Genomic DNA, 18,936 nt, shown 5'->3' with positions numbered 1-18,936 from the left:
GTGGCCGATCGCGATGCGCAAAAAAGCCGGCTCACGGAAATTCTCGTGGGTCGGTCTTTTTGCGCATCAGTTCAGAGCTTGGTTGGATCTAGGCCGTGGGTGCCGCGGCTTTTGCTTTGTTCAATGCGTCGGCCACGGCGTCTTTCAGCGCGTGGCTGGTGACAGACGCGCCGCTGACGGCATCCACCTCAGGAGAGTTGGCGTCGATCATTTCTTTTGGCAGGGTCTTGATTGCCTTCAGCCCGACGTCGGCACTTTCGCTTTGCTTGAGCACCTCGACGTTTTCAAGCTTGCCGTCTGTGTAGGTCACGCGAACCACGATTTCGTTGCCCATGCCTTCGTCGCTGACGCCGATGTACTGATTCGGCCCCGTTGGGTAGTCTGGCGTTGGCGCCGCGGTCGAAGCTTCAGAATGTTCGGAGGCGCCTGTGCTGGCGTCCGTCGTTTCGACTGACGCTTTTTCAGACGCACCACTGGTGGCGTCCAGGGTGGTTTCGTCATCAGTCGTGCGTTTTGACAGGCTGTGCACGGCGTTTTCCCCAGCAATCTTGCCCCAGATCAGGCATTCGGCCAGGTTGTTGCCGCCTTGGTACTGGTTGGCGTTGATGCCGCCGAGCTCACCGGCTGAGAATAGATGCGGGATCGGTTTGCCTTGCGGATTCAGGACCTCAGCGCGACTGTTGCGGCGCGGGCCGCCTTGCGTGTTGAGTACGACTTGGCGAAGCGGCAGTGCGTAGTACGGGCCGTCGGCGAAGGCCCGCATCGTGTCCACTGGCCGTTCGTAGGCGTAATCTTCACCGATTTCAATGAAGTGGTTAAAGTCGGCTTGCGCCTTGGCCAAGGCCTCGGGTTTAGCGTGAATCAGCTTGGCCAGGTCCTGCAGAGTGTCCGCCTTGACCGTTAGGGCGTCGAAGTTATCGACAGGTAATTTGGCATGATGGAAGTCTTCCCACTGCTGCTGGTCAAAGATCAAGTGCGGGTGATCATTGGCAATCGGTACTTGCCACATCCCGTGGTAGTAAATGTGGCCATGCCGGTTTTCCTCAGCTTCGTTGAAGTAGCGAGACCCGTCGTCACCGGCGACAAAGACACTGCCCTTGGCGGCCTCTGGCCAGTCGAGGATGAGGCGGCCGCGCGTACCGGCCGGCGTCGCGATAGTCAAGCCATGAAGCATGCCCAGAGATTCGTAGTTGGCCATGTGCCACATGTCGGCGCCGACCTCATAGCCCATCTTGATGCCGTCTCCTTTGTTGTACAGAGAGCCGACTGGTGACAGCCGTGACGCCTTCAGGTAATCTTGCACCATCTGCGGATTGTTTTCGAATCCACCGGTAGCCAGGATCACGCCGCCTTTGGCCTGAATGTTCAACAGGATGTGGTCGTGCTCGATTTGGGCGCCTTGAACTGTCTTGGTTTCCGGGTCCTGAATCAGATGCTTGGCTGGTGAACTATACCAGACCGTGATCTTGTCGTTGCGGTCGAGCACTTCCTTGCGTAGTTTCTTCCACAGCGCAGCATCGAACAGGCCATGGTGAACGAGCAGAAAGTCATAGGCATTGACGCCAGGATATTCAGGAAATTCGTGGACCGCGCTGCGCAGATCGAACTTGCTGTGGTCCCAGTCAGTGGTCACACTGACTGGCTCCGTGTTCAAGTAACGCCGCAGGTAGTCGGGCATCTTCATCATGCCGTCGACGTAGGTGTCAATCATCTGTTCATCGAGTTTCATCGGGGCAGTCAGCGCCTTGTAGTATGCCTTGAGCTGGTCGAAGTCGCGCCCTGCGCCGATTAGCTGAGCGGAGTAGCGCGTATTGCCACCTTCATGCCCTGCTGGTGCGGAATCCACCAGCAGGACTTTGGCCCCGGCGTCCGCAGCAAACCGCGCGGCGGTGGCGCCGGCCCCTCCGAAGCCTAAAACAACGACATCGTACGACTGATCCCATTGACGTTCCTGACTCATGTTATGATCTTCTTTCTTATCTCGATTGGATAATTGGTCAAGTTTCTCGTGCTCGGTGCAACCCGCATCGAGAAACTTGACCGTTGCCGGATTCTTCAACGAACCGGCGACTCTATTGTAGCGCTTTCAAAATATTCTGACTAAAATCAATGAACAGCGTGTCATTCATTTTTTGGGGTGTGAGATTGTACGACTGCGCGATAAGAAAGGTGGACTCTGCTGGCCGGGCTGTGCGTGTGATTAAATCCCGCGTTTTGTCAGATTAGCTGACAAGAAGGCTTGAGCCGGTGCGGTTTATCGCTTACCATGCATAGGGACGATGTAAGTCAATTTGAATGGAGGGTGCCAAGGTGACTGTCAACATTGACTGGAACGCGCTGGGCTTTAATTACATGGAGTTGCCGTATCGTTATGAGGCCCATTACCGCAATGGGGCTTGGGACCAGGGCGGTTTAGTTCAGGGTAATGAGCTGACGCTGAATGTCGGCAGCCCGGCGCTGCACTATGGTCAGTCGGCGTTTGAAGGGATGAAGGCGTACCGGACGAAAAATGGTACCATTCAGCTTTTCCGGCCGGATTTGAACGCCAAACGGCTCCACGACTCTGCAGAAAAGCTCCTGATGCCGCCCCTTTCGGCCGCGCAGTTTCTGGACGCGGCCATGCGGGTCGTTTCGGCCAATGCCGATTACGTTCCGCCATATGGCACTGGGGCAACGCTGTATCTGCGGCCGCTGTTGCTTGGCGTCGGGCCAAACATCGGGGTGGCGCCGGCCAAGGAGTACCTGTTCACGATTTTTGCCATGCCAGTGGGGGCGTATTACAAAGGCGGCATGGTGCCGACCAAGTTCATGGTCGCGGATCACGCCGACCGTGCCGCCCATTACGGCACGGGCCAAAGCAAGGTTGGCGGCAACTACGCCGCTAGTTTGCAGGCCGGTAAGTACGCCCACGAGCACGGCTTCGGGGATGCGATTTACCTTGACCCGATTCAGCACCGCTACATTGAAGAGGTCGGCAGCGCCAACTTCTTTGGCATCACCAAGGATGAACAGCGGTTCCTGACACCCAAGTCGCCTTCGATTTTGCCAAGCATCACGCGGCGGTCGCTGCTCGCGCTGGCTCGCGACCGGTTTGGCCTGGACGCCGAGGAGACTCGCATTCCCATCGACAGTTTGGCTCAGTTTGGCGAGGCCGGGGCATGTGGGACGGCGGCGGTGATTACCCCAATCGCCAGCATCACCTACAACGGTGAGGTGCATCAGTTCGGCGACGGCGGCATCGGGCCAATGACCCAAAAACTTTACAACGAGCTGACCGGCATCCAGTTTGGCGATGTCGAAGCTCCAGCGGGCTGGACCGTGCCGGTGCCGTTGGATTGACTTGCCCATCAAAAAGACGCACATCCGCTCGCAAGCACAAAGGCTGCGAGAAGGTGTGCGCCTTTTTTCGTTACTGGGCCTGGCGCAGCCGCTGGTCGGGGAAGACCTCGCAGTCGCTGGCTTGCCGCTCGGCCAGGTCGTGAAGCGCCTGCATCGCCGTTTCACACATGTTGCGCACCGCCGTTTCAGTGTAATAGGCGATGTGCGGGGATAAAATGACGTTGGGCATGGCCAGCAGGCTCTGCCACTGCGGGTCGACAAACTGGCCGGCTTCGGCCAGCGCCAGCAGGTCTTCGGTTTCGTGTTCGAAGGTGTCGATGCCCACGCCGCCTAGCTGACCAGATCGCAGCGCGGCGATCACCGCCGTTGTATCAACTAAGTTTGGCCGACCGGTGTTGATCAGCAGAGCGCCGGGCTTCATCTCGGCAATCGCCGCTTGGTCGATCAGATGCGTATTTGACGGCGTGCCAGGAATGTGGAGCGTGACAATGTCGCTTTGCCGCAGCAGGGTCTGCAGGGTCACTGACTCAAAGTGCAGCTGACAATCGGCTTGCGGGTGTGGATCATAAGCCAACACCTTGGCGCCAATGCCGTTGAGGCTGGAAATCAAGCTTCGCCCGATGCGCCCGGTCCCGATCACGCCTACGGTCGAGCAGCGCAGTTCGCGGCCGATGTGCGTCGTGGCCTGCCGGTAGTGGTCCTGCTGCAGGTCGCGCTGCACCAGACCGGTTTGCCGCAGTAGGTACAGCATATCGGCCAGCGCAAATTCGGCAATGGCATTCGGTGAATAAGCCGGGACATTGGTGATACGGATCCCGTAATGCTGGGCGGCGTCAAAGTCGACATTATCGGTGCCGGTGTTGCGCAGTGCCAAGGCCTTGATACCCAGTTTGCGCATGGCTTTAAATACGCCGGCTTCGTACGGGACCGTTTGAAAACAGCTGATGCCCGTGCTGCCTGCCGCTTTTGCCACCGAGTCAGGCGTCAGCAGCGCAGTGGTTTGCACCAATTCATCGCCGCGCTGCTGCGCCCATCGTTCGAGGTGCTGGCGCTCATCTGGCCGCACCCCGAAAACGGTAATCTTCATAAGGAAAAACTTCCTTCCGGGTTGGGATAGAAACCTCAGTTTAGCAGGGTCTGGCCAAAAAATGAAAGCGGCAACACTTGGCTTTAGACAATTCTTTGAAGTTTAGGCGCAGGCGGCCCGTTGATAATTGGCATACCCCAGAGAAAGGGGTACATTAGATAAAACTCTGGTCACGCCTAAGGAGGCAGTCTATGCCGAAAGAATGCCTGATCTGTCAACGAATCGCCGCCATCAAGCAACATGAAAATCCCTATTTCGTTCGCGAACTGGCAACCGGCTACGTGGTTTTGGCCGATAGTCAGTACTTTGAAGGCTACACCTTGTTCTTGGGCAAGCAGCATGTCACCGAGCTTCACCAGCTGGCGCCGCAGACCAAGATCGCATTTCTCGAGGAAATGAGTCTAGTGGCCGAGGCATGCGGCCAGGCGTTTCATGCCGACAAGATGAACATCGAGCTGCTGGGCAATGGGGATGCACATGTTCACTGGCATCTATTCCCACGGCATGCCGGGGACACGGCGAAAGCTGGTCCGGTGTGGTGGACGCCGCTGGAGACGATGTACGGCGATGACGTGGCGGCCGACCCGGTGCGGCTAGCACGCCTGAAGACCACCTTGAATCAGGCGCTGGATGCTGTGCTGCTCAAGCGTGCTGGCGAACTACGCGCAGTGCACGACCTCACCCTGAACAATCACGCCCGCGCCGGTCATACCAGGCCGCAGGCGACAGACTGAGGCTTTTTACCCAGGTTGGCCCACAAGCGGGGGCGAAAGCGCTAAACTAGAGAGTAAATCAGCATCAAGGAGTCGTTATGGAATCAGAAATGAATTACTACAAGTTCAGCCGCACGGAATGGGCGAACTTTCACGCGCATAATTTTGCCTCGGTCACCGATGATGAGCTGACGCAGCTGCGCTCGCTGAACGATGTCATCAGCATGGACGATGTGAAGACGATTTACTCGCCTTTGCGTCACCTGATCCACATCCGCTACAAGGATTACCAAGACGACGAGCGCACGCTGGCCCAGTTTTTGAGCCTGCCTTACCACAGCCATCCGTTCATCATCGGCATCTGCGGTTCAGTGGCGGTGGGCAAAAGCACGACGGCCCGCTTGCTTCAGCTGTTGCTGTCGCGGGCATATCCCGACCGTCGGATCCAGATGATCACCACCGACGGTTTTTTGTACTCGAACGCCGAGCTGGAAAAACGCGGTATTTTGGCGCGCAAGGGGTTCCCGGAAAGCTACGACATGAACCTGCTGATTCATTTTCTCAACAATGTCAAAAACAATACCGGGGTCGTGCGAGCGCCGAAGTACAGTCACCAAATCTACGACATCGTACCCGGCGAGCAGGAGGTCATCGACCATCCGGACATTCTGATTGTCGAAGGCATCAACGTGCTGCAGCTGCCGAGCCAGCAGCCGATTTACATCAGCGACTACTTCGACTTTTCCATTTACGTCGATGCCGACCCCAATAACATCGAGCAGTGGTACCTGGAACGGTTCGGTATGCTGCTGGACACCGCGTTCACCGATCCGACCAACTATTACTACCAGTATGCGATCGGCAACCGGGACGATGCGTTCAAGATGGCCAAGGAAGTCTGGCGCGACGTCAACCTCAAGAACCTTAACGAGTACATCCTGCCGACTAAGAACCGCGCGGATGTCATTTTGCATAAAACTGCCAATCATTTGATCGATGAGGTCGCACTGCGCAAGTTTAACTAATGAGGCTTTTCTCATCGAAAATTGACCGGCGCCAAAATTTTCCGTATAGTGGTAACAATTCAAAACAAGGGAGTGTGGGCACACTTGGCAAACCAGAGCCAGGACTACGACAAGATCATCGTCCTCGATTATGGGAGTCAGTACAATCAGCTGATCACGCGGCGTATCCGCGAATTTGGCGTCTATTCTGAACTCAAACCGCATACCATCACTGCGGCGGAAGTCCGCAAGATTGCGCCAAAAGGCATTATTTTCTCCGGCGGTCCGAATTCGGTGTACGACGAAGCCGCGCTTGGCGTGGATAACGAGATTTTTGAGCTCGGCATTCCGATTCTCGGCGTTTGCTACGGCATGCAGCTGATGGCCCAGCGCCTCGGCGGCGACGTGGAGCCAGCCGACAACCGCGAGTACGGCAAGGTCGATATCACGGTGACGGATAAAACCGCCAAGCTATTCCAAGATCTTCCGGAAACGCAGACTGTGTGGATGAGCCATGGCGACCTCGTGCAAAAGGCGCCAGCCGGCTTCCGCGTAACCGCGACCTCGCATAACTGCCCGATTTCCGCGATGGACGACGATGCGCGTAAGTTCTACGGCATCCAGTTCCACGCCGAAGTTCAGAATACCAAGTACGGGCATGAGATCCTGCATCATTTTGCCTTCGACGTTTGCGGTGCCCAGGCCAATTGGAACATGGGCGACTTCATTGACGACCAGATTGACGCGATTCACGCCGAAGTTGGCGACAAGCAAGTCCTGCTCGGCCTTTCCGGTGGGGTGGACAGCTCAGTGGTGGCCGCCTTGCTGCACAAAGCCATCGGCGAGCAGCTGACCTGCATCTTTGTGGATCACGGCCTGCTGCGCAAGAACGAGGCCGACCAGGTCATGGAAAGTCTCAACGGTCGCCTCGGCGTGAAAATCATCAAGGTCAACGCCGCAGACCGCTTCTTGGGCGACTTGAAAGGTGTTACTGATCCAGAGCAAAAACGCAAAATCATCGGCCGCGACTTCATCGAAGTCTTCAACGACGAAGCTCGCAAGTTGCACGGCATCGAGTACTTGGCCCAGGGCACGCTGTACACTGACGTGGTCGAGTCTGGCACTGACACGGCGCAGACGATCAAGTCGCACCATAATGTTGGCGGCCTGCCTAAGGACTTGAAGTTCAAACTGATTGAACCGCTGAACAAGCTGTTCAAGGACGAAGCCCGCGAGCTCGGCGAACGTCTTGGCCTGCCTCATGACCTGGTATGGCGCCAGCCGTTCCCGGGTCCGGGCCTGGGTATTCGCGTGCTTGGCGAAGTCACCAATGATAAGCTGGAAATCGTCCGCGAGTCCGACTGGGTCCTGCGGGATGAAATCGCCAAGGCCGGCTTACAGGAAAAAATCTGGCAGTACTTCACCGTTCTGCCGGGCTTCCGTTCGGTTGGTGTGATGGGGGATGGCCGCACGTACGATTACACCATCGCCATTCGCGCCATTACTTCGATTGATGGCATGACCGCTGATTTTGCCCGCATCGACTGGGATGTGCTGCAGAAGATCTCAGCTCGCATCGTCAACGAAGTCGCGCACGTCAACCGCGTTGTCTACGACATCACCTCGAAGCCGCCGGCAACTGTCGAGTGGGAATAAGCTTATTGCACGTCCAAACGCTGGTCAATCAGCGTTTGGACGTTTTTTGTGTGAAATCTGAAAAGTGTGGGGTCAGAAGCGGTGGTTGAGATGACAACGATGGGATTGCGGCTGTTAAGGTCAGTCATCTAACAAGTCGTATAATTAAGTTAGCATTGTCACAACTTTGGAGGCGCCCAAATGAATTACAACTTAAAGCCCATGAAATATTTTGTGGACGTGGTGCAGACCCACGGTTTCAGCTCGGCAGCCAAACGCAACTATGTCTCAGAGACTGCTGTCTCCACTGCAATCAAGCATTTGGAGGATGATTTGGGGGTCCAGCTCATCAACCGCACCCCAACTTCACTGTCACTGACCGCCGCCGGCCGATTCTTTTATCTGCGGGCGATTCAAGTATTGGATGCCTATGGTGAAATTTGGCGTCATCCGGAACAACAACCAGCAGGTCTGCTCAGGATTCACTTTCTTCAAGGCTTGGAAGCTGACGCAGCCGCCTTTGCGCAACATCTCGGGGCAACTAGGCAATTGAGTTTTGATGAAGAACCCTTTACTGACGCTTTCACTCGGCTGCTGGCGCATGATTATGATATTTTGATCGGATTTGAGCTGGCGTTTAGTGGCAACACGAAGCTCCAGACCTTTCCGCTGCGCAAAGTCGGTTTTGATGTGCTCTGCAACACTCAGGCGCTGGCGACACAGCCTGATGCGCCAACGCTCAGTCATGCCGGCAAGCTGTATTTACAGCACTGGAAGTCCACCGGCATTGCTGATATTCAATCAGCCATGGTCGAAAAATATGCGCAGAAAGGCTGGGGCTATGCCTCCATCGCGCAGGTGAATAGTTTTCAAGCCGCCGCTTTAGCAGTGAATTTTAAAGGAGGCGTGGCGCTGGTGCCGGATGACTTCAGATTGCCTGAACACTGTAACAACCTCACACGGCTATCACCGAAGCATTTGGAACAAGCCTTCAACGTGGTCGCGGCAATTAGTCGCGATCGGCAGGAACTATTTGAAGGGATGATTCTTAAAGCGATAAGTTCAAGTTATCGCTGACAACTATTCGATGTTGGCAAGCTTCGTGAAAACGCTTTATCCTTTACTTGTTGGATACTTCACAATAAGAAAGGATGCACCACCATGAAGACGTTAAAGACTCAAGTCGTGATTGTTGGCAGTGGTTCCGCAGGTTTGTCGGCGGGGTTTGATTTGTATCAGAAGAAAATCCCGTTCATCATGTTGGAGCGTGGGGATAAAGTCGGCGGTGCCGGGAAGTTTGGGGCCCATGGTGTGTTTGCGGTCCACTCTAAGCAGCAACTTGAAAAGGGTGTGACCTACGACTATGCGGATGCGTTCAAGGGGTTAACCAGCTATAATCACTATTTTGTCAACGGCGAACTGCTGGCGCGCTTTCTCAAAGATTCCGGTGAGAATATTGACCGGATGGCCGCAATGGGATTAGCCACTACGGTTGAGCAAAGTGAACAGAAAGCGCACCTCAATGACCCACTGGTTTATCACAAGTTCAATAACTTCAAATCAAAGATGGCCACTTGGGATGCTTGGCCACAGAAATTTGGGGACTCCGGGAACCCTGTTTTGACTGAAACCTGGGCGGTCGGATTGGACTATGATCCACAAGCAGGCCTTAAAGCCGTGCTCGCCAAACAAGCTAGCGGCGAAGAGCTGCGCATTGAAGCCAAGAAAGTGATTTTTGCCGACGGCGGGTATTGCGGCAGTCCGGAAATGATGGCGGCTAAATACGCTGATAATGACGCGTTGCTGAATTTGGGTGAGCGCAAGGCTGACGGTACTGGAATCAAGCTCTGCGCGAAGTACGGGGCCAACGTGGCTCACAATCCGGTCTTATTCGCCCATGGGTGTGCGCCAAGCCTGCGGATCAACCCGATGCGGCGGCAAAGCAGTGTGGAAACTTTGACCAACTTGCCGCTGCTTTGGGTCGATCAAACCGGGAATCGGTTTGTTAACGAAGACATTGTCTATGACTTTGCGATGTGGGCCAATGCTGCGCACAACGTTCAAGGCCAATATAGTGTGATCCTCGATCAAGCCACGCTGGACCATTTTCGTGATCACCTCGTGCCAATGGAAGATACTTTTGAACGGCAATTTCTCGAACCCGGCCAAACGCCAACTGGTACAGTCGGGCCGATCCCCGCGATTCAAGCAGACTTTGAGGATGCCATCGCACATGGTGAAGTCGTCAAAGCCGATACCGTCGAAGGACTTGCGGACAAGTTGGGCCTGCCGATCGCGGCCTTTGAACGCACCCTCAAAGTTTATAATCAGGCCGTTGCCGATGGGCAAGATGATACTTTCTTAAAGCCGGCGGCGGAGCTGAAGTTTGGGGTTCATCAAGGCCCGTTTTACGCGATCAAAGAGCACTGCGCGATTTTGGGCACGCTCGACGGGGTCGCTGTCGATCGCAATTGCCAGCCGGTGACCAAAGCCGGGCAACCGTTAAAGGATCTGTACATCGTCGGCAACAATGTCAACGGCTTGTATTCAGATGGTTATCCGAGTTATGAAGGAATCGCCAACGGGTTTGCGTTTGTCTCGGGCTGGATCGCTGCGACCGAGGCGGGTAAGGCTGTTCAGGAGGCAGAATAATGTTAGAAAATAAAGTGGCATTGATCACCGGTGCGGCGCAAGGGATCGGTTACGGGGTGAGTGTCGCCTTCGCTAATGCTGGGGCAAACGTCGTGTTGACCGATTATCAACCCAGCGTGGTGGAAGTGGCGCAATCCCTGAATGGGCAAGCCTCAGGGACAGTGATCGGTTTGGTCATGGATGTGACTAAAGACGACTCGATCGATGCGGCGCTGGCTCAGGTGATGACGCAGTTCGGCCGCTTGGATTATGTCATTAATAACGCTGGTGGCGGTGTGCTGAAGCCGTTTGCTGAGCTCACGAATGAGGATTTTGACAAGACTGTTGGCCTGGATCTGGTCGGCACGTTCAAGTGCATGCGCGCGGAAATTAACTTATTCCTGAAACAAGGCTTTGGGTCGATCGTCAATACCGGCGCGCTGGGTAGCTTCTACGCACCAGGTGGTTTTGGCGCTTATAATGCGGCCAAAAATGGCATCATGGGTATGACGCAAGCCGCCGCGGTCGACTATGCGGATCATAATATTCGTGTCAACTGTGTGGCCCCAGGACTGACTAAAACGCCGCTGAACGATGGGGCGTTCATTGATACCATGACGCCAACGGTCCCAATGAAGCGTTATGAAACGGTTGAAGAGCTGGCCAAAGTGTTCGTCTTCGTTGCGACAGAAGCGACCTTCATGACCGGGCAAACTGTCGTGGTCGATGGCGGGGTCAGTGCTGGATTGAAACAGGAGGCGCCACATGCCTGAAGTTGTCATCATTGGCGGCGGCCTATCAGGACTGGTCGCCGCAATTACTGCGCGGCAGGCTGGACTGTCCTGTGTGGTGATTGAAAAAGGGCGCAGTCTCGGCGGCGACGGCAACTATGTGGAAGGTGCGATGGGCGTGGATTCAAAGCTTCAACAACAAGCCGGCATCACCATCGACCGCACACAGTTGTTGCAAGATGAGCTGAATTATTCCCATTTCGAAGCCAGCGCGCCGCATCTCAAACAGTTGATCGACCATTCTGGCGAGACCATCGACTGGTTAGCAGACCAAGGGGTGAAGTTTGCCAGCGTCGGCCCGCAAGGGAAAAGCTGGCCCACCATTCATGCCTTTGCCGGCGGCCACGCGGCGGTGGCAACGTTGGTGGCCAAAGCGCGGCAACTCGGCGTCGAATTCTGCACGAGTACCAGTGCCCAAAAATTATTGCAGACTGCCGGGCATCTGTCAGGCGTTGAGGTCATGAACGAGGTCACCGGGCAAACGACAGAAATTGCCGCTGACAACGTGATCTTAGCCACCGGCGGCTACGTGGACAATCCTGAATTGATCAAAAAGCAAACGCCATTATCAAACCGGTTGATGAGTGTCAGTGATGGCAAATCCACTGGCGATGGCATGCAGTTGGCCTGGGCGGCCGGGGCGATGCATGACAGCATGGGGGCTCTCCAGTTTGGTGGTGGGGCCATTTATGACCCGATGCTGCCGCCGTTCATGCATATGAGCTCTGAAATTGCCGTGGCCGCAACTCAAGAAGCAATCTTGTGGGTCAACCAGGTCGGTGACCGTTTCGTGAACGAAGATGTGAACGACAACATGTGTCACGCAGGGAATGCGCTGCTTGGCCAAGCGCGGACATTTGCGATTTTTGACGGGGAAGCCGTCAAACATTTGAGCACGGTCGGGTTGTATAAGGCCGTGGGCAATTCGCCATTTTCGCCGGATACCTTAAGCAAGCTGCCTGATGAATTAGCCTCGGACCTAGCAGCGCATCGCAAGTATTTGGCGAAAGCTGATACCTTGGAGGCCTTGGCAGACCAGCTGCATTTGCCAAACCTGGTTGATTCCGTTGCCCGTTATAATCAGCAAGTTGCGGCGGGCGTTGATGCTGATTTTGGCAAAGCTTCAGCTTATCTCACGCCGGTTAAGGATGGCCCATTTTATGCGGTGACCTTAGGCGTGGGGATGGCGTGTGCGATTGGTGGTTTGCGCATCGATACGCATAATGCGGTGCTGAATGCCCAAGGGTATCCGCTTCCTGGACTTTATGCGATTGGCAACGATGCGGCAGGGATGCTGGTCGGCGATACTTATGCGGTGACCTTGCCAGGAAGTACCGCGGGATTTGCGGCCTTTTCAGGGCGCAACGCGGTCGCGGCGATTGTTCAACACAAATAATCTTGAGACGTTAACCACTTTCATCACCAAGTACGAGTGCCTCTGGGCCACGATTCCGGAATAGAATCGCGGCGCAGGGGCATTTGTTTGCTTTATGAAAGGTGAAGAGGTTATCTTGCTGGGTAGGCTTTTGAAGTGCGTGTTGTGCTCCCTTCAAAGGGTATGGCCTTCATCGCCATTTTTCTTAATGAACGATATTGTGAGTACTGTTTCGGGCACCGATTTTGGTTTCGCCTAATTATGGTCAGTTCATTTTGATTGATCCGTCTTTGCTTGGTATCGATGTTCTTCATGCTCTGATTTAATCAAAATGATTGGCTCTCGGTCTCTGACGTCGTCGTCAGATTTTGTAGTTGAGTTTGGTGAGCGCGGCCATCGGGGTTAAACACGGGCAGAACGTGTTGCACTTTCACGTGCTTGAGCCTATTCAAGGTGGCGCGCCACGTGTCGATGGTCTCATCAGTGACCGCGGGGGATAGGAGAGTAAGCTCATTGTTGTGTTGATAGGTGACGCATGACAGGCCGAGGTGGTCGGCGATGGCAGCGCCAGTAATTGACAGATCAGTGTCCAACACAACAAGTTGGGGCGTTTTTAGTTCTAATGCTTCGGCCGTTAGCAGAACCTGAGCCGCGATGGTCGGCGTTTGATGGCCGCGAATATCGTGCGCGACGGCCTGCAGGTCCGCGACGACCGCGTTCGCCGTCGGCAGGCTGCCGGCGCCAGGGCCGATGAGCACCAGCGACTTGGTATTGGTTGAGGTCAGCTCAATGGCATTGAACTCGTCGTCAACGTGACTTAGCGGATTGGTATTCGGCACCAGGGCTGGCGCGACAGTTAGGCTGAGCTGATTGCCGCGGCGAATAGCCCGGATCAGCGGCTTGATGGTGCAGCCGAAGTGTTTGGCCGCGGCAAAATCAGCGGCGGTGAGGGTCGTGATGCCCTGGCGATGGATGCTGGCCAGCGTGGCGTCGAGGCCAAACGCCAACCGACACAGGATCAGCAGCTTGTAGCTGGCGTCGAGGCCTTCGACGTCGTTGGTCGGATCAGCTTCGGCAAAGCCTTTTTGCTGCGCGTCGGCAAGGGCGCCTTGGTAACTGCGGCCGCGTGCCATCTGCGACAAAATGAAGTTAGAGGTGCCATTGGCGATGCCGGCGAGTGACGTGATGGTATCGCCAGCAAAGCTGGTGTTCAAGGTGCGCAAAATGGGAATGCTGCCCATGACGGCGGCCTCGTAATTCAGGGCCACGTGCTGGCTGGCGGCAAGTGCGGTCAGTGCTTGACCATGCGTGGCGATCAAGTCTTTGTTGGCAGTGATGACGTGCTTGCCGTTTCTCAGTGCCTGCTGGATCAGCGCATACGGCAGGTCAATGCCGCCAATCGCCTCCACGATAATTTGAATCTCAGGGTCATTGACGATTTGAAACGCGTCGGTTGTCAGCTTGATGTCCGGAAAATGTGCCTGACGCTCTGGTGTGATAGTCCGCACCGCTGCCCGCGTGATTTTAAGCCCGGCGGACGCCAGCTGAGGCGACTGGCGCGCAACGATGGTGGCAACGCCTTTCCCAACGGTCCCAAGGCCTAGCAATCCGACATTGATTTTGGTCATTAGATCACTCCTTTCCATAGGTTAAGCCTGAGCTAAGCGCCTTGACCCGCCGCGGCACGAGCGTCTGAAGCCAGCCTGCATAGACGCGGGCAGCGTCGCGTCGCCATGTGTTTTGCGGCTGCCGATTTTGATCAAAATAATGCGCGGGTTTCGGCGTGGTCGGATCCTTGCGGCAGTCGCGCTGATATTCAGCCAGCAGCGTGTCGGTTTGGTACTCCAAGTGGCCGGCCAGATACCAGCTGTTGGTGGCCAAGTCTTTGATAAAAGTGGCGCCAAGGGCCGAAGAGCCGGTGATGATCTGCCCGCGACGGACGCTGGTCAATGGAATCTTGAAAAAGCGGGACTGTGGCATCGTCAAGCCGCCGGTCGTGTAAACGCCTGAGATTTTATCCGTCAGCGGCTGGCCGGTAAAAAGGCCATCGATTGTGCCTGCCGCATACGCGCCCCAGCAGATAAACAGGGAACCGGTGACATGCGTTTTGCGCCATGCCAGAATGCGGTGCAGCTCCGGCCAAAAATCCACTTGTTGAAACGCAAGGCGATCCAGTGGGGCGCCAGTAATGATCAGGCCGTCAAAATGCTGGTCCTCGATATCGTGAAAGCCGGCGTAGGCGCGGCGAACGGCCGCCGCGTTGTGGCGAAGATGGTGGGTGTCCGGCACACAGAAAGTTAATGCGACCGGCCGCTTGCCCGCGGCCAGCACTTGCGCGAGTTGCTGCTCCGTCTGCGCCCGGTTCGGCATGAGGTTCAAGACCAACAATTGCAGCGCACTCGGGGCTGTGGCCTCGGCCGTGCGGGTCAATCCGCGTAAAATTGTCACTTGTGCCATTTTCATCACCTCCAGAACAAACAAAAATCCCGCGAGTCTTCAATCAAATGAAGACCCGCGGGACGCCAATGCGTGGTACCACCCGTGTTCTGACAATTGTTATCAACTGCCACTCAAGCCGTACGGCGCAGCTGCGCGATACGGTCACGCGATAACGGGCGGACCCGGCGACTGCTCACGACAAAGCTCACAGCGGCAATACTCGGAGACCATGTTCAACGGGCCAGCGCCACTGACTTTCACCACTTGCCAGCTCTCTGCAGACGCCGCGTCGTTTACTTATCTCGTCAACGTGTTTTTAGTTAACGTCATACTATGGCATTTCCTCATCAAGGTCAAGCTATTTTCTCATGAGTAGTTCAGAAAGCTGCGCCCGAAAAATTGGCGTCCAAAGTTTGAGATAGCCTTGCTGGGTTGGGTGGGCATCATCGAGCATGGCGAAGGGCAGCTGGCTGGTCGCGCTGGCCAAAGCTTGATCGTGCTTCAAATCGAGAATGGCAAAGCCGTATTTCGCCTGCAGCTGATAAAGGGCAGCAATGAGGTTCTCGTAGTCTGCTTCTGGCTTGCGCACACAGGTGTAAAACAAAATGGGGCAGTCCCAGTCTTGCTTGACCCGCGCGATGATGGCTTCGATCGCGCCAATGGTCGTGGTCGTGTCAAACTCGGTCGCACCGGCTTCGGTAATCGTGCCCACTGGCTTGCCGGCGCGTCCGTCATTGGTGGACAGTTGGCAAACAAACGCATCTGCCGCCGCCTTGGGGTGAAAATTTTGCAGCCGTGAAACGTAGCTGCTTGGCTCTGGGCCGGCGAGCGTGGTGCCAGTAATGGCAAGCTTGTCCGCAATCAGCCCGTCGCTGGCCTCGAGATCATCAACGAACGATTTGCCAAAAGCGCCGGCGCCGTATGTGATCGACGAGCCTAAAAAGACGATGTATTTGCCGTACAAAGACGATGCTGGATTCAGGGTGAGTGCGGCCGGTGAATACTGGGGCAGATTGCCAAGCACTACACGACTTATAAACTTGTGCTTGGTCGCCAGAAACACAGCGGCCGCCCCGACTGCAGGTGTGATCAAAACAGCTTTTTTCATGATGAAGACCTCCCGAACCAAGGATATGGCGAACCCTTGCCGCTTTCAAGCCATCAGTGGCCGGTAGCGGCGCAGTTAAACAGACTCACAGGTTTTGGGCAGTCTGCCGATCAACGCGGAGCAGGTGAAAGCCAGTTATGTCGTAGTCAAAGACCAGCACGGCGCCATTTGGAAAACCACCAGCCAAAACTTCGGTTGGGTCTTGAAGCTGCCGCAGAAAATTAAAGCACGCGGCGCTGTGGGACACGGCTAACACGTTCTGGTGATCCGGCTGCTGCATGATCTCAGTCAAAGCCTTGAGCAGACGCTGACCGGTGGTGTTCGAGGACTCGCCGCCGTAACGGACGAAGAAGGTCTCGAAGTCTTTGGGCCGCGCCGGATTAAGCGATTGGCTTTCACCCTCAAAAACGCCGTAATTCATCTCCTTGAGGGCCTTCAGGTGACAGACTGGCAACCGGCCATGGATGATCAGTTCCGCAGTGTCCACGGCCCGCTCGGCAGTCGAGCTGTACGCGTGATCCAGCGGGAGCGGGTCAAAATAAGCGGCCAGTCGTTTGGCCTGCGCGATGCCGCGGGCCGTCAGCGGGGAGTCGCACCAACCCTGAATTTTGTGCTGCACATTGAACAGGGTTTCGCCGTGGCGTACCAGATACAGCCTCCCCATCTTACTTTTCCTTCTTTTCGTCGACCAAAATTGTGCCGGCTGGCGGGTTTTTATCCAACGCGCCGACGATGGGGTGCGGCGAATACGGCGCCTCTAGCGCTTTGATGTCAGCATCGTCGAGCTCAACTTGCTGAGCTTCTGCCGCCTCGCGCAGGTGGTTTTCCTTGGTGGCACCAACGATTGGCGCGGCGACGCCCTTGGCCCACAGCCACGCCAAGGCGACCTGGCTCATGGTGATGTGATGTTTTGCCGCCACGACTTCGACCTGCTTAATGATCGCCAGGTCGTTTTCTTCCATGTTGTCATACTTGCCCTTGGCCACCTTGTCGGTGCGGCTGCGCAGGGTGTCCGTGTCCCAACCGGGATGGCTGAGGTGACCAGCAGCCAGCGGGCTGTATGGCATCAGTGAGGCGCCCCACTTTTTGGTCAGCGGGATCAAGGCCTTTTCGTCCTCTCGGTACAGCAGGTTGTAGTGATTTTCCATCGTCTGAAAAGTGGCCCAGCCGTGCTGTTTGGCGATTTGCTGCATCTGGTCAAACTGCTCGGGGTACATGGCACTGGCACCGATGGCCCGCACCTTGCCGGCAACAACGAGGTCGTTGAGGGCGGCCATCGTTGCTTCAATCGGGGTGTCATAGTCGAAGCGGTGGATGATGTATAAGTCCAGATAGTCGGTCCCCAGGCGCTTCAGACTGCCGTCAATTTCGCGGTGAATGGCCTCACTGCTGAGCCGGCCTGGGTTGAAATAGACCTTGGATGCGAGCACGACTTGGTCGCGGGGTACGCCGTTGTCCCGCAGCGCCTGGCCCAGATATTCTTCGCCGGTGCCTTTTGAGTAGGAGTTGGCGGTGTCAAAGAAGTTGAGGCCGAGATTAAGCGCCGTTTTGACCATTTTCGTGGTTGCTGGCTGATCCAGTGTCCACGCGTGCATGGTGCCGGCTTGGCCAAAGCTCATGCCGCCGACGCAAAGCCGGGAGACGGTGATGTCAGTGTGACCCAATTTTGCCTGTTCCATACTAAAGCCTTCTTTCTTCAAATCGGAACTGGTGCTGTCAGTTAAATTTTAGCATGGAATGCTTCAGAAGAACGCACGGCTATGACCGCTTCGCTATTAGATGACGGTCGCGTAATTCAGTCACCATAAACCAGATAATAAACAGGATCATTAACAGTGAGATCGCATACAGCCAAATGTTTAACGGAGTGAAAGCGTCTCTGGCGTGCGTGGCAGTTGACTTGGCCGCCGCAATCGGAACGCGTTTGCCGTAAATCAGGAGGCGGTGAGAATTGACGAAGATCGGGGTACAGGTTAGCAGCACGGCCCGATCCTTCCCTGGCTGGACCTTGACCACATCGGTTGCATGCGGCTTAGTGGGATCGACGATGAGCCTTTTATAGACGCGGTACGCAATCTCCGGACCACCGAGTGCCGAGAAGTAAAAGACATCACCACGCTTGAGATAGCGAATGTTGTCGAAAATCACCCGGTTGGCCAGCCCGCTGTGGCCGGAAACAACGCTTAGCGTGTTGGTCCCGCCCACCGGCAAACTGGTGCCACCCATGATCCCAGTGCCCTTGGCCAAGACCCGGTCTGAATCGCCAAAATAAATTGGCGTACTGATCAGATGAATCGCGGGAATCCGGACAAAGCCAAGCGGCCGCTTCAGATTTTTCTGAACATGCTTAATTGATTGGTGGTACTTGACGGGCTGGCCTTGTTGGCGCGCATAAATGTCCGCATTATAGCGTCGTGCGGCTTTTAGCGCGCCGCTTTTGACTTGTGCATGCTGGTACTGGTTGGCCAGCGTCAGCTCGTGATGCTGCACGGCCTTGCTGTAAGCCAGCGGCACGATCAGCAGCAATGCCCCAATGATGAATAGGGTGAAAAATAGATGATAGCGACGGCGAGTGCGTCGACGCTGAAGCCTCGAATAGGTCATTTGGGCGGTCCTTTCTTATCTAGTCAAATAGTAACATGGCTTGACCCTTCAAACCGAGACACTTGTGACCTGGTCACAAGTGTCCGGAAGCCAGAGACCGTCAAGTTTCCATGTTAAATTACTAACAGGTAACCGTTTCGATGGGGTTGCTGCGGCCGGGTGGGTAAGCCGGTGATGGCAGATAACCAACCGCTCTCAGCGTGCAAAGCA

General features: G+C 55.6%; 16 protein-coding genes. 8 read left to right on the top strand and 8 right to left on the bottom strand.

Features of this window, described 5'->3' with window-relative positions; genetic code table 11:
- Positions 1-88 precede the first annotated feature (88 nt).
- Complete coding sequence (locus tag EKM86_RS01130) at positions 89-1,960, bottom strand: FAD-binding protein (RefSeq protein WP_125754678.1); 1,872 nt, start codon at positions 1,958-1,960, stop codon at positions 89-91.
- A 350-nt stretch (positions 1,961-2,310) separates the two neighbouring features.
- On the opposite strand from EKM86_RS01130, the gene EKM86_RS01125 reads away from it, so the two are divergent.
- Entirely contained in the window at positions 2,311-3,339 is a 1,029-nt protein-coding gene (locus EKM86_RS01125; protein ID WP_125754677.1) for a branched-chain amino acid aminotransferase, read from the top strand.
- A 70-nt stretch (positions 3,340-3,409) separates the two neighbouring features.
- Here the strand turns inward: EKM86_RS01125 and EKM86_RS01120 are convergent, their stop codons facing one another.
- On the bottom strand, positions 3,410-4,426 hold the full coding sequence (locus EKM86_RS01120; protein WP_125754676.1) for a D-2-hydroxyacid dehydrogenase: 1,017 nt from the start codon (positions 4,424-4,426) through the stop codon (positions 3,410-3,412).
- 191 nt (positions 4,427-4,617) lie between these two features.
- Between EKM86_RS01120 and EKM86_RS01115 the strand changes: the two genes are divergently transcribed.
- The 7 genes from EKM86_RS01115 to EKM86_RS01085 all read left to right on the top strand — a co-directional run bounded on the left by EKM86_RS01115 (position 4,618) and on the right by EKM86_RS01085 (position 12,596).
- The gene (locus EKM86_RS01115) at positions 4,618-5,160 is read left to right on the top strand and encodes an HIT family protein (RefSeq protein ID WP_125754675.1); all 543 of its coding nucleotides are present in this window, start codon (positions 4,618-4,620) and stop codon (positions 5,158-5,160) included.
- A 77-nt stretch (positions 5,161-5,237) separates the two neighbouring features.
- Positions 5,238-6,164, top strand: coding sequence for a type I pantothenate kinase (coaA, locus tag EKM86_RS01110; protein ID WP_125754674.1), 927 nt, complete (start codon positions 5,238-5,240; stop codon positions 6,162-6,164).
- Between the two features lie 84 nt (positions 6,165-6,248).
- The gene (gene guaA / locus EKM86_RS01105) at positions 6,249-7,799 is read left to right on the top strand and encodes a glutamine-hydrolyzing GMP synthase (RefSeq protein WP_125754673.1); all 1,551 of its coding nucleotides are present in this window, start codon (positions 6,249-6,251) and stop codon (positions 7,797-7,799) included.
- A 180-nt stretch (positions 7,800-7,979) separates the two neighbouring features.
- Positions 7,980-8,855 (top strand): LysR family transcriptional regulator, encoded by an 876-nt coding sequence (locus tag EKM86_RS01100; protein ID WP_125754672.1) that lies wholly within the window; start codon positions 7,980-7,982, stop codon positions 8,853-8,855.
- Between the two features lie 84 nt (positions 8,856-8,939).
- Positions 8,940-10,430: an FAD-binding protein gene (locus tag EKM86_RS01095; RefSeq protein ID WP_125754671.1), complete on the top strand. Its 1,491-nt coding sequence runs from the start codon at positions 8,940-8,942 to the stop codon at positions 10,428-10,430.
- Positions 10,430-11,182: an SDR family NAD(P)-dependent oxidoreductase gene (locus tag EKM86_RS01090; protein WP_125754670.1), complete on the top strand. Its 753-nt coding sequence runs from the start codon at positions 10,430-10,432 to the stop codon at positions 11,180-11,182. The genes EKM86_RS01095 and EKM86_RS01090 overlap by 1 nt, the downstream gene beginning before the upstream one ends.
- Positions 11,175-12,596, top strand: coding sequence for an FAD-dependent oxidoreductase (locus EKM86_RS01085; protein ID WP_125754669.1), 1,422 nt, complete (start codon positions 11,175-11,177; stop codon positions 12,594-12,596). The genes EKM86_RS01090 and EKM86_RS01085 overlap by 8 nt, the downstream gene beginning before the upstream one ends.
- A gap of 305 nt (positions 12,597-12,901) precedes the next feature.
- On the opposite strand, the gene EKM86_RS01080 is transcribed toward EKM86_RS01085, so the two are convergent.
- The 6 genes from EKM86_RS01080 to EKM86_RS01055 form a co-directional block, all read right to left on the bottom strand.
- The gene (locus tag EKM86_RS01080; protein WP_164506110.1) at positions 12,902-14,203 is read right to left on the bottom strand and encodes a homoserine dehydrogenase; all 1,302 of its coding nucleotides are present in this window, start codon (positions 14,201-14,203) and stop codon (positions 12,902-12,904) included.
- A gap of 4 nt (positions 14,204-14,207) precedes the next feature.
- Positions 14,208-15,032, bottom strand: coding sequence for a homoserine O-acetyltransferase/O-succinyltransferase family protein (locus tag EKM86_RS01075; RefSeq protein ID WP_164506109.1), 825 nt, complete (start codon positions 15,030-15,032; stop codon positions 14,208-14,210).
- A 340-nt stretch (positions 15,033-15,372) separates the two neighbouring features.
- Positions 15,373-16,122, bottom strand: a complete 750-nt coding sequence (locus EKM86_RS01070) for an SGNH/GDSL hydrolase family protein (RefSeq protein WP_125754666.1) — start codon at positions 16,120-16,122, stop codon at positions 15,373-15,375.
- Positions 16,123-16,207: 85 nt separating this feature from the next.
- The gene (locus tag EKM86_RS01065; RefSeq protein ID WP_125754665.1) at positions 16,208-16,786 is read right to left on the bottom strand and encodes a histidine phosphatase family protein; all 579 of its coding nucleotides are present in this window, start codon (positions 16,784-16,786) and stop codon (positions 16,208-16,210) included.
- A 1-nt stretch (position 16,787) separates the two neighbouring features.
- Positions 16,788-17,801, bottom strand: a complete 1,014-nt coding sequence (locus EKM86_RS01060) for an aldo/keto reductase (RefSeq protein WP_125754664.1) — start codon at positions 17,799-17,801, stop codon at positions 16,788-16,790.
- A gap of 79 nt (positions 17,802-17,880) precedes the next feature.
- On the bottom strand, positions 17,881-18,726 hold the full coding sequence (locus EKM86_RS01055; protein ID WP_125754663.1) for a class C sortase: 846 nt from the start codon (positions 18,724-18,726) through the stop codon (positions 17,881-17,883).
- Positions 18,727-18,936: the final 210 nt, after the last annotated feature.

The organism is Lacticaseibacillus hegangensis, assembly GCF_003946465.1.
Taxonomy (GTDB): Bacteria; Bacillota; Bacilli; order Lactobacillales; family Lactobacillaceae; genus Lacticaseibacillus; species Lacticaseibacillus hegangensis.
Note: the sequence above shows the minus strand (reverse complement) of the source record. Positions and strands in the feature narration are given on the sequence as shown.